General features: G+C 62.4%; 11 protein-coding genes. 7 read left to right on the top strand and 4 right to left on the bottom strand.

What is annotated here, in order from left to right; all coding sequences use genetic code 11:
• Positions 1-1,294, bottom strand: a 1,294-nt coding sequence (locus tag WCA85_RS06160; protein ID WP_424062280.1) for a PLP-dependent aminotransferase family protein, incomplete at its 3' end; no start/stop codon positions are given.
• A gap of 559 nt (positions 1,295-1,853) precedes the next feature.
• On the opposite strand from WCA85_RS06160, the gene WCA85_RS06155 reads away from it, so the two are divergent.
• Genes WCA85_RS06155 through WCA85_RS06145 form a run of 3 tightly spaced genes read left to right on the top strand, consistent with a single transcriptional unit; the run spans position 1,854 to position 4,584 of the window.
• Positions 1,854-2,774, top strand: a complete 921-nt coding sequence (locus WCA85_RS06155; protein WP_424062279.1) for an ABC transporter permease — start codon at positions 1,854-1,856, stop codon at positions 2,772-2,774.
• Positions 2,775-2,818: 44 nt separating this feature from the next.
• Positions 2,819-3,826, top strand: coding sequence for an ABC transporter substrate-binding protein (locus WCA85_RS06150; protein ID WP_424062281.1), 1,008 nt, complete (start codon positions 2,819-2,821; stop codon positions 3,824-3,826).
• A 23-nt stretch (positions 3,827-3,849) separates the two neighbouring features.
• Positions 3,850-4,584 (top strand): ABC transporter ATP-binding protein, encoded by a 735-nt coding sequence (locus WCA85_RS06145; RefSeq protein ID WP_424062278.1) that lies wholly within the window; start codon positions 3,850-3,852, stop codon positions 4,582-4,584.
• A gap of 7 nt (positions 4,585-4,591) precedes the next feature.
• On the opposite strand, the gene WCA85_RS06140 is transcribed toward WCA85_RS06145, so the two are convergent.
• Positions 4,592-5,029 (bottom strand): hypothetical protein, encoded by a 438-nt coding sequence (locus WCA85_RS06140; protein WP_424062277.1) that lies wholly within the window; start codon positions 5,027-5,029, stop codon positions 4,592-4,594.
• 208 nt (positions 5,030-5,237) lie between these two features.
• Here WCA85_RS06140 and WCA85_RS06135 point away from each other — a divergent pair, with 208 nt between their 5' ends.
• From WCA85_RS06135 to WCA85_RS06125, 3 genes are all read left to right on the top strand, one after another.
• Complete coding sequence (locus tag WCA85_RS06135; protein WP_424062276.1) at positions 5,238-5,849, top strand: DUF6622 family protein; 612 nt, start codon at positions 5,238-5,240, stop codon at positions 5,847-5,849.
• A gap of 108 nt (positions 5,850-5,957) precedes the next feature.
• Positions 5,958-7,043, top strand: a complete 1,086-nt coding sequence (locus WCA85_RS06130) for a sensor histidine kinase (protein WP_424062275.1) — start codon at positions 5,958-5,960, stop codon at positions 7,041-7,043.
• Between the two features lie 96 nt (positions 7,044-7,139).
• Positions 7,140-7,961 carry a LytR/AlgR family response regulator transcription factor gene (locus tag WCA85_RS06125; protein ID WP_424062274.1) on the top strand — a complete coding sequence of 274 codons (822 nt, stop codon included), beginning with the start codon at positions 7,140-7,142 and terminating at the stop codon, positions 7,959-7,961.
• A 55-nt stretch (positions 7,962-8,016) separates the two neighbouring features.
• Here WCA85_RS06125 and WCA85_RS06120 read toward each other — a convergent pair whose 3' ends face one another.
• Positions 8,017-9,027 (bottom strand): sulfonate ABC transporter substrate-binding protein, encoded by a 1,011-nt coding sequence (locus WCA85_RS06120; protein WP_424062273.1) that lies wholly within the window; start codon positions 9,025-9,027, stop codon positions 8,017-8,019.
• A 363-nt stretch (positions 9,028-9,390) separates the two neighbouring features.
• Between WCA85_RS06120 and WCA85_RS06115 the strand changes: the two genes are divergently transcribed.
• The gene (locus WCA85_RS06115) at positions 9,391-10,581 is read left to right on the top strand and encodes a M20 aminoacylase family protein (RefSeq protein ID WP_424062272.1); all 1,191 of its coding nucleotides are present in this window, start codon (positions 9,391-9,393) and stop codon (positions 10,579-10,581) included.
• A gap of 61 nt (positions 10,582-10,642) precedes the next feature.
• Here WCA85_RS06115 and WCA85_RS06110 read toward each other — a convergent pair whose 3' ends face one another.
• Positions 10,643-11,521: an aldo/keto reductase family oxidoreductase gene (locus tag WCA85_RS06110; RefSeq protein ID WP_424062271.1), complete on the bottom strand. Its 879-nt coding sequence runs from the start codon at positions 11,519-11,521 to the stop codon at positions 10,643-10,645.
• Between the last annotated feature and the right edge of the window lie 87 nt (positions 11,522-11,608).

Below are 11,608 nucleotides of genomic sequence, written 5' to 3'. Positions count from 1 at the left end.
TGATCGGCACGTGGCGCGCCTCGGGCAAGTGGGCATCGAGCGCGGCCATCAACGCAAGTGCCCGTTCGCGATACGCGTAGGCCAGCCGGCGCAGCAACGCATCGTAATGGCCGAGCGCCAGAAACGTCGCGAACGCGCGCTGGATATAGGCCGCCGGGTGGCGCACCATGAGCCGGCGCAGCGCCCGCAGCTCGCGCACCAGTTCGCGCGGACCCACCACGTAACCGAGCCGCAAGCCGGGTGCAAAGGTCTTCGACAGACTGCCGATGTAGATCACCCGGTCCGCCGTATCGAGGCTCTTCAAGGCCGGATGCGGCGAACCGGAGAAATTGTTCTCGCTTTCGTAGTCGTCTTCAATCACGACGAAGTCATGCTCCTGCGCCAGTTCCAGCAAGGCGTGGCGGCGATCGATCGGCATGGTGGCGGTGGTCGGGCACTGGTGGCTCGGCGTCACGTAGACGTAATCGCATTGCGCGAGCAGATCGGCGTCTTCGACGGGCCGCACGCCGCCGCCATCCACCGGCAGCGGCTGCAACCGTGCGTTACGGTTCTCGAAGATATTGCGGGCATCGGGATAACCGGGGTTTTCAAAGCCGATGGTGGTCTCGCCCCGCGCCAGCAGGTCGGCCACCAGATACAGCGCCTGTTGCGCGCCAATGGTAATGACGATCTCGTCGGGCATCGCAAACACGCCACGGCGCGGCAGCACGCGGGTGCGGATCTGCTGGATCAGTGTTTCGTCGTCACGCTCAATCAGGTCCGGCGCCCAGTTGCGAATTTCCATCACCGAGAGCGCCTTCATGCAGCACTCGCGCCAGTCGGTGGTCGGGAACAGCGATTGATCGAACTGTCCGTAGATAAACGGAAACTCGTACTTCTGCCAGTTGCTGGGCTTGACGATATTGCGCTGGGCGGATGGCGCGCGTGCAATCCGTTCGCTCCAGTCGGGCCGCGCCAGCGCCTCGTTGGCCGCGGGCTCGGGCACCGTCTGCAACGGCGCGAAGCCGTGACGGCCTTCGAGCATGGCTGGATTGACGAAATGCCCGCTGCGCTCGCGAGAGATCAGATAGCCCTCCTCGACGAGTTGCTGATAAGCCAGCACCACCGTATTGCGGGCCACGCTCAACTGGTCAGCCAGTTCGCGGCTCGACGGCAATGCCGTGTCCGGCGTCAACTGGCCGTCCAGAATCGCTGCCACCAGCATCTGGCGGATCTGCCCTTGCAGGCTCATGTTCGATTCGGGCGAGCGCTGGAAGCGCTGGGTCCATAACGCCGCCGAGGTCCGGCTAGGCATGCTGACTCCTGTGGGTTGCACCGCGTTTAATCGCGTTTTACCGTGTTGTGCGGACATGTCGCGGGGCGGCACGAGCCGTTCCCCGTGCTGGCCCATTCCAGATGCGCAGATGTGGACTCAACGATCGGCACCGTCTGGCTCTAACTTGCCATATTTTTTAATGACGATACTTGATTCAACCCGAGCCCGACGATTGGGACAAGCCCCGTCGCCGCGGCTTCACTCACAGCGAGGTTCAACACCGCCACGGTCATACTGGACGGGGCTTTCCGGCAGAATTTCGGCCTTCACGGCGCGCCGGGTTAACCCACCCTTTTGATCAGGAAATTATAGGTTACTGTTTCGTAGGGAAAAAAATCATCAGATGTAAAAAGATGAACTCCTAATTGCTCTCAGGCCGTCGTGACCCACGTTCGTGACTGGACGACGCAGCGCGAAACAGCACTACGCGCCGATGCACCGATTGACGAACGGCGCGCCACATGTTCGCCTTGTTACGACGCAGTACTGACTATTTCTATCCGGCGGCGAGTGCTTAGATTCAGAAAAGGAGGTCCGCATGCCTGTGACACACGAGAGTACCGAGGCACCTGAGGCAGTCGAGGTGGCCGGCACTACGCCACCCGAACCTGACGGGTCCGCCACTGAAACTGCGCCGATCACCGTCGCAGAAGGAGAAGGAATCCGGCGCGGCTCGATGGGCGCCCGCGTGGGTGGCCATGCTCACCGGTTTGCGACAGTGATCGCGCTGATCTGCGCACTGGTGCTGTGGCAGATCGTGTCCGTGCTACAGGTTTTTCCGCCGATCGCGTTGCCTTCGCCTGCGGCGGTGTGGAAGGCGCTGGTCTTGCTGCTCGCCCATGAATATGGCGGACATTCGCTCTATGACGACATCTGGATCAGTGTCTTGCGCATTGCCTTGGGATTTGTCGGCGCGGTGATCCTGGGTGTGCCGATCGGACTCGGCATGGCGCGCAATCCACTGATATTTCGCATCATCGACCCATTTCTACAGTTCGTCCGCCCGGTGCCGCCGCTTGCCTACATTCCGTTGCTGGTCGTGTGGTTTGGCATCGGCGAGTTGCCCAAAGTACTGCTGATCCTCGTCGGCACCGTGCCGGTGATCATTATCGGCACGATTTCCGGCGTCAAAGGCACACCGGCGCTCAGGCTGTCGGTTGCCCGCACGCTGGGCGCATCGGAGACGCAAATCTTTCGCTACGTGATTTTGCCCTCGGCGCTGCCTGAAATTTTCACGGCGATGCGGGTCGGCATCGGCGTCGCGTGGACCTGCCTCGTCGCCGCTGAACTGATCGCGGCGGATCAGGGGCTCGGCTGGCTCGTTCAATACGCAGGTCAGGCCCTGCAGGTGGCAATCGTGATCGTGGGCATCGTGGTAATCGGCATTCTTGGCTACGGCATGGAACTTCTCATCCGCCTGGTCGAACGCCGTGCAGTACCCTGGCGTGGTCAAGGTTGACCAGCACAAAAGCACGCATAAAAACGGAGGATGTCGTGGACAAAATGGGTAAGTATCTCGGGATGGGCCTTACTGCTTCTGTGCTGCTCATTGCGGCCGCAGCCTCCACTTTTGCCGACGCACAGGAAGTGGTGATCGGCTATGAAAACGGCGGCGCCGACCCGTACATGGTGACCAAGGGGATGAATCTGTTCCAGAAGAATATTCCGGGCAAAGTCAGCCTCAAGTATTTCGACTCGGGTCCCGCAGCCATGAGCGCGCTGGCCTCGAACAGCCTGCAATTCATGTGCGGTATCGGCATTCCGCCCTTCGTCACCGGTGTTTCGCAAGGCCTGCCACTGGCCATCGTATTCAACCAGGAGCGCTATACACGTGACGCCGGCATCGTCGTGCGTCCTGGCAAGGGAATCGATTCGGTGGCCGATCTAAAGGGCAAAACGATTGCCATCGTCGTGGGCTCGCAAGCGTCGTTCGAACTCGCGACCTTCCTGACCGAAGCCCATGTGCCGATGGAATCGGTACGGCAACTCAACATGTCGCCGCCTGAAATGCATGTTGCGTGGACGACGGGCAGCATCGATGCCGCCATCGTGTGGGATCCCGTCTTCGATGCGCTGCAGGGGCTAGGCGGGCACGCCATCAAGACGGATGCCGACCTGCCGCCGGATGCGTCGTCCTATAACGTGTGCATCGCCAATACCAAATGGGCGAACGCAAACCCGGACATTGTGGTCGCCTTTGTGAAGGCGCTCGACCAGGGCGTGACTTATACGAAGGAGCATCCGGACGACGCGCTCGCCATGATGGCCAAGGAAGCGGGCGTGACGCTGCCGGTCGCGAAAGCGGAGCTTGCAGGGTACGAATACTATTCGGCAAAGGATCAGGTCACGCCGAAAGTGCTGGGCTCCGGCAGCGGCATGGCCACTTCCGCCACCACCAAAACGCTTGAAAACACCGCGAAGGTTTTGCAGAAGATTGGCCGGGTCACCGACATGCCGGCCAGCTTCGCCCCCGCTGTGAATTCAAGCTTTGCGGCCAAAGCGGCTCAATAGCGTACAAGGTAAGGGGTCTGGTTATGACGATCGTGATTGATCGTGTCAGCAAGGATTTTGGTCCGCATCGGGCACTCGACGAGATTTCCCTGACCATCGAGGATGGCACTTTCGTGACCATCCTCGGTGCCTCGGGGTGTGGCAAGTCGACCTTGCTGAACATGCTGGCGGGGCTTACCGCCCCGAGCGCCGGCCAGCTTACGCTGGACGGCACCCGCATCGTCAAGCCAGGCCCGGACCGGGTCGTGGTGTTCCAGCAACCGGGCCTTTACCCGTGGCTCTCGCTGCGGGACAACATTGCCTTTGGCCTCCGGATGCGCGACACGCGACACATCGACTGGAAACGCGTAGACGATGTGATCGACGTGATCGGCCTCCAGGGCTTTGAAAAACACCGTCCCTATGAGTTGTCAGGTGGCATGCAGCAACGCGTCGCCATCGCCCGGGCACTCGTCATGCAACCGCGTGTCCTGCTGATGGATGAACCATTCGGCGCCCTGGACGCGCAAACGCGCCGCACCATGCAGCAGTTCCTGCTCGATCTGTGGGACCGCATCCACGCAACCGTGGTATTCATCACGCACGATATCGACGAGGCGATCCTGCTCGGCGAGCGGCTCGTAGTGATGAGCCGGCGCCCCGGACGCGTGGCGCTAACCAGCGATGTGCCCCTTGCACACCCGCGCAACTGGGAAATGTCGCTGGAGCCTGGCTTTCTCGACCTCAAGCGGCAGGCCATGAGCATTCTCGCCCACTGATCCCGTTTCAGTTACTCGACTTGCACAGCACCGCGGTCATGACGAGCGGCATCACTTCATGAACCGCGGCGTCGCTGCCTGCGTCACGCAGATGCATCTTGACGGAATCGCTCGGCCCGAACACGACCACGCCGTATAACGAGCCGGGCATGGCCTCGCCGCTGCCCTTATGGAACATCTCGTCGTCGTGCTCAAAGCCAAGTACGGCGTAGACCCGAAACCCGAACGCGGTCAATTCGCTGCCGCGCGTCGGCCGGAACGCGTTGACGGAATTTGCCTCGACGTGCATCGGCACCGGTTCGATATATTGGTCGCTCTGCAGCGACGCGATAAACGTATGCGCGTTCATGGTGCAGTCCAGCTGCGCATCCAGTTCGTGCGCGGCGGAGGGTAAGGAATAGCATGCGGCGCCGATCGCGGTGAGCAAGGTAAGCGCGCTGGACAAGCAATTTCTCATAACGATGCAACCCCTATCCTGGCAGGTATCGGGCACGCGGCCCCAGTTACAACGTAGGAGCTTCGCCGCGCTTCATCTGTACGGCAGCGATCAGAAGCGGCCGGGCTGAGCTGCTGGGCACCATCGCGATAAGACCTCAGCCGGTCGCAAGGGTTTCGCGCCGCTATCGGAGCGTTTCGCGACGCGCCCCGTCATTTTGTCGCAAACCGCTCGAACGCGTGGGCGACGCGGCCGACCATGTGCGTCATCGAACCCCCTCGTTGACGCCACGGAGCCAATCGCCATGTTTATTTCCATTCTTCAGCAGACACCGCACTGGGTTTGGGGCCTGCTGGCCGCCCTGACCATCACCGGCATGAAACAGACGCTGCCGCGCCTGCGCTCGGTGCGCAGCGCCACGACGCTGCCCGTTGTGATGATGGCCCTGTCGTTTTACGGGGTGGCCTCGGTGTTTTTGCATGAGCCGGTGGCGCTGGCCGCCTGGGCGGTGGGTGCGGTTCTGAGCGTGTTCCTGTGCAATACGCTCGGCGTATGGCGCGGCGTTGAGTGGTCCGCGGCGGATCGCGCCCTGCTCGTGCCCGGTAGCTGGCTGCCGTTGACCCTGTTTCTGACGCTGTTTTGCCTGAAGTTCGCCGTGAGTGTCGCCGTCGCTGCAAACCCCGCGCTGGCTGTCGACGCAGGGTTTGCCGGTCTGGTCGGGTTGGCTTACGGTGGTTTTAGCGGCGCATTCCTTGCCCGTGGAATCGTCATGTGGCGGGTGGTTCGACAGGCTGTGCAGCGCGATACGGTGAGCAATTCGGCTTTTTGATGCTGTGGCCGCCGCGCGATGGAACGCCAGTCTGATACGGCCCTGAAGCGGCTACAATCCGCAGCACTGGCCGCCCCTCTCCACCCGCGCCGCACTCTGAGACTCCGAATGCCCAAGTACCGTAACGCACTCGCATGGCTTTGGCGCGAACTGAGGATCGCGATTGGCGTGTCTCTGGCTTGCTCATTCTTTTTCAGCCCGTTTTCCGGTGAAACGTGGGTGTCGGATCTGATCTACGCGTCCTGCATAACGGTGTGTATTCAGACCCTGGTCGAGGCGGGTCGCTACGGATTTTCGTCAGCGCTAATCCGGCGCCTGCCCGAAGGCGCCGTGACGACACCCGCCCAGCGGCGCTGGCCCGGCTGGGCCTGGATGGCGCCGTGGGTGGCTGCCTCGGCGGCGGTGGGCTACTTCGGCGGCCATATGCTCGGCGATCTGCTGACGGGCGTGCACCGTCCCCCAGTCACGTTGATCCGTAACGCGAGTCAATTGCTGCCGACGCTGGCGCCGACGCTTGCCCTGGCGGTCGGTTGCACGTATTTTTTCTATGTCCGCGGACGCCTCGCGGCCACTGAAGCGCGCGCCCAGATCGCGCTGCGCACGGCGGCGGAAAACCAGTTGAAGCTGCTAGTGTCGCAACTGGAACCGCATATGCTGTTTAACACGCTGGCGAATCTACGTGTGCTGATTGGCCAGGACCCGGCACGCGCGCAGGCCATGCTCGATCATCTGAACGGCTTTCTGCGCGCTACGCTAAATGCTTCGCGTACGGACTCGCATGCGCTGTCGGCCGAGTTTGCGCGGTTGTCCGATTACCTGGAGTTGATGCAGGTTCGGATGGGCAGCCGCCTGCGCGGCACCCTCGATTTACCTGACGATCTGAGCGCCCTGCCTGTCCCGCCGCTGCTGTTGCAGCCGCTGGTGGAGAACGCGATCAAGCACGGGCTGGAGCCGAGTGTGACCGGTGGCCAGATCGAAGTGGCCGCGCGACGCGACGGCCATGCGCTGGTGCTCAGTGTGCGCGACACGGGCGCGGGACTCGGCGTTGCACCTGCGGATGGCACGCGCTTCGGCATGCAGCAGGTCCGCGAGCGGCTTGCGGCGTTGTATGGAGAGGCCGCCACGCTCGAACTCAGCTCGCCGATGGATGGCCGCGGCGGCGCGCTCGCGACGGTGCGGTTGCCGATTATATGAAATGAAGACCGGAAAGCTGGGCCGCCGAAGTACTGCACTATCGAATCACCTGACCACTTGACCGCTCGAACCCCAACCTGATTTTTCCCTTTCGCCATGCACGCAACCGCCCTGATCGCCGAAGACGAACCCTTGCTGGCCGCCAACCTGCAAGCCGAATTGCTTCGCCTGTGGCCTGAGCTGAGCATCGTCGGGTCGGTCGGCGATGGGGTGTCCGCGCTACAGCAAGGTCTGGCGTTGCAACCCGATCTGCTGTTTCTCGACATCCGCATGCCCGGCATGAGCGGCCTCGACGCAGCCCAGGCGCTGGCGGAAGACTGGCCCGACAACGACCGCCCACTGCCTTTGCTGGTGTTCGTCACGGCGTACGACGAGTACGCGCTGCGTGCCTTCGAGCGTGCGGCACTCGACTATGTACTCAAGCCCGTCCAACCCGAAAGACTGGCTAAAACCTGCCAGCGCCTGCAATCAGCGCTGCAGGCGCGCATGCAGCCGGCGACGGGCGAGGCGGCTCTCGCGCCAATGCTGGACCAGTTGCGTGGCTTGTTCGGCATGGGGACGGCCGGGCTTCAAGCAGCAGCGACGCCCGCCGTCCCTTTGCGCATGATTCAGGCAAGCGCCGGCAACACGATCACGATGGTCCCCGTCAGCGACGTGGTGTATTTCGAAGCCGCGGATAAATACGTGCGGGTGATTACTGCCGAGCGCGAGCATCTCATCCGCGTTTCCTTGCGCGACCTGCTACAACAACTCGATCCGCAGCAGTTCTGGCAGATTCATCGCGGCACGGTAGTGCGCGCAGACGTGATCGCCAGCGCGTCGCGTGACGAGTCCGGCAAGCTCACGCTCAGCCTGCGTGGACATGACACGCGACTGATTGTGAGCCGACTCTATGCGGACCGCTTCAAAGGCATGTGAAGCAGCAACCCGGCGCTGGCGATGCGCGCAGGTGCGCCGGTGCGCCGGTGGGTCCTCAGGCCGTGTCCCAGCGGGCCTCGGCTACCGTCAGCTTCTTGGGAATGAGCCTCAGATTGGTGAAGGTGTCGGCAATCTGTTGCTGATAGGCGAGCGTCGCCTCGGTAATGGGCTGCACCCCGTAGCCTGCTCGTCCTAACGCGAGTTCGAGGGTGGCCGTGTCGAGTCCGACCAGCGGCGACAACTGGGCCGCCACCGCCGGAATATTGTTACGTCCCCACTGACCGATCTGATTCAGTTCGTCCAGCAGGACGTGCAACACCTGCGGCTGGGTCGTCGCAAACTTACGCGTCGCGACGTAGTACTGGATGTTGCTGACGATCCCTTCGGCATTGGTCAGCACCCGTGCATTCGCCTGTCGCTCGACGGCGGCCAGATACGGGTCCCAGATCACCCACGCGTCGATGCTGCGTTGAATGAACGCCGCGCGAGCATCGGCGGGCGTCAGATAGATGGGCTGAATGTCCGTATAGGCGAGGCCCGCTCGCTGCAATGCCTTGACCAGCAGAAAGTGGACGTTCGAGCCGCGGTTGAGCGCGACCTTTTTGCCGTGCAGTTCGGCGACGCTGCGAATCGGCGAATCATGCGGCACGACTAGCGCTTCGCCGCGCGGTGCCGGCGGCTCGTTCGCGATGTAGACGAAATCGACGCCCGCCGCCTGCGCAAAAATGGGTGGGGTTTCACCCACCGTGCCGACATCGACGGCGCCCGCGTTCAAGCCTTCGAGCAGTTGCGGGCCAGCCGGGAATTCAAGCCATTGCACGCTGATGCCCTGCGCAGCGAACTTTTTCTCAAGCGTGCCGCGCGCTTTCAGGACCACGAAGTTGCCGTATTTCTGAAAGCCGATCCGCAAGGTCTTCGGATTGGTCTCGGCGCGTGCCGTCTGACTCGACAGCAGCGCTGCCGCGCCGCCTGCGATGGTGGCGCCCGTGCTCACCGCGAGTGCTGCGGCCGCCTTCAGCAACGTGCGGCGATGTGCGTCGTGGATGGGGTGTTCCTGTGCAGCCATGTGTATCCCTTGCAGTTTCAAAGCGGAGCGCGGTGGGCGTTGGGTGGGAGGCGCGAAACGCGCGCAGCCGGTCCTGCCGCGTTGCCTAGAATACGGTGGCGCCGCGTTGGGCCGAACCAATCAATATGCATATGCAAAGCTTTGGACGTGCGAACGCGTCGTTCTGAACGCTGCAGCGGCGATGCAGTTGCTCGTATTCCAGCGAGCAGATTTCGTTAGCTAACCCGTCCGCCCCTGTCGTCGACCACCGCTTTGGCATTGCCTGATAGGGGAATCAACATTCTCGACCGGAAAAGATCATTGATCGCCAGTCGTTACGGCAAAATACTGAGCACATTCTTCACTCGTACGAGCGCCCCATTCATGTCAGCCACTCAGGATTTCTGTTCCCTCCACGACACCCAGGATCTGCGCGACGAGTTGAGCGGCATTCGCCACCATCTCCATCAGCATCCGGAACTGGCCTATCAGGAGTTCAAGACCTCTGATTTCGTCGCCCAGAGTCTCGAAAGCTGGGGCTATGCAGTCACACGCGGCCTGGGCGGCACTGGCATGGTGGCCACGCTCAAGGCAGGAAGCGGCACGCGCGCCGTAGCGGTGCGCGCCGACATGGACGCCCTGCCGATCAACGAGGAAACCGGTCTGCCCTACGCCAGCACTGAGCCGGGGAAGATGCACGCTTGCGGGCATGACGGCCACACGACCATGGTGCTCGGCGCGGCGCGCCATCTGGCGCGCACGCGCCGCTTCGACGGCACCGTGCATCTGGTATTCCAGCCTGCCGAAGAAATCGGCGCGGACAGCGGCGCTAAAAGGATGATCGAAGATGGCCTGTTCGAGCGCTTCCCGTGCGACGCGATCTTCGGTCTGCACAACCACCCCGGCTATCCGACCGGCACGTTCCTGTTCCGCAGCGGGCCGTTCATGGCCGCGTGCGATACGGTTGAATTGATCATTCACGGTCGCGGCGGTCATGCGGCGCGCCCGCATCTTGCCGTGGACCCGATCGTGATCGGTGCGCAACTGGTGAGCGCATTGCAGACAGTGGTGTCGCGCAGTGTCGATCCGATGCACACCGCGGTGGTTACGGTCGGTGCGTTCAACGCGGGACATGTGGCCAACGTGATCCCGGAAACGGCGCGCTTGCAGATCAGCGTGCGCTCGTTTGATCCCGAGGTTCGCACACTGCTCGAAACCCGCATCCGCGCGCTCGCGCACGCGCATGCGGACGCGCACGGCGCTCGCATCGAGATCAACTATGTGCCGGGCTACCCAGTGGTGATCAATAGCGTCAAGGAAACCGACTTCGCGCTCAGGGTTGCACGCGAACTGGTGGGCGAGCACCGCGTGGTCGACGGCTTCGGGCCGATTGCCGGCAGCGAGGACTTCGCCTATTACCTGCAAGAAAAACCGGGCTGCTTCCTGCGGCTGGGCAACGGCGAACGCGCGCCGATGCTGCACAACGCGTCGTACGATTTCAACGACGACAACCTCACGGTAGGCGCGGCCTACTGGACGCGGCTCGTCGAGCGCTTCCTCGCACTGCCTGCGTAGGACGCTTCCAGGCGCCTCGTCGCATGGTCATGACGAGCGCGCCAGCCCAGGTCGCGTACGACTATTCGCTGTGCGCCTGCGCGACCGCTTCGAGTTCGGCGAGCACCACGTTGGACAGCTTCAATTGCGCCGCCTGGAGGTTTTCTCGCAGATGCCCGAGCGACGACGTGCCAGGAATCAGCAGGATATTCGGCGAACGATGCAGTAGCCAGGCCAGCGCCACCTGCATCGGCGTCGCGCTCAATTTCCCGGCCACCTGCGCGAGCACCGACGATTGAATCGGCGTAAAGCCGCCCAGCGGGAAAAACGGCACGTAAGCGACGCCCTGCTTTGCCAACGCATCGATTAACGCGTCGTCCTCCCGGTGAACCAGGTTGTAATTGTTCTGCACGCAGACGATCTCAGCGATCTTCTGCGCCTCCACAACCTGCGTCGCCGTCACGTTGGAGAGTCCGATGTGGCGCACGAGCCCCTTGCGTTGCAACTCAGCCAGCGCGGTCACCGGCTTCTCGATCGATCCTTCATCCGGCGCGTGCACCTTGCCCATGATGCGCATGTTGACGACGTCCAGCGCATCGAGGCCGAGGTTGCGAAGGTTGTCGTGGACTCCACGCTCGAGATCTTCCGGCTCCATCGCCGGCAACCACGCACCGTCGTTGCCGCGCACGGCGCCCAGCTTCGTGACGATCAAAAGATCCTCTGGATAAGGATGAAGTGCTTCGCGAATCAACTGGTTGGTGACGTGCGGTCCGTAATAGTCACTTGTATCGATGTGATTGACGCCTGAGGCCAGCGCCTCGCGCAGCACGGCAATGGCCGCGTCGTGATCTTTCGGCGGCCCGAATACGCCTGGACCCGCGAGTTGCATCGCGCCGTAGCCCATGCGGCGCACCTGGCGGCCGGCAAACGGGAAAGTGTCCGAGGGGGTGACGTTTGACATGACTGGCTCCGTGTTGAAGGTTCGGCTTCAGTATGGCGGCGATTGCGCTGTTAGATAATCCGGTCTAAATTGCACAGGTTGTTGAAA

The organism is Paraburkholderia sp., from assembly GCF_049581445.1.
GTDB lineage: Bacteria > Pseudomonadota > Gammaproteobacteria > Burkholderiales > Burkholderiaceae > Paraburkholderia.
The sequence above is the reverse complement of the archived record's forward strand: the minus strand, read 5'-3'. Positions and strand labels throughout refer to the sequence as shown.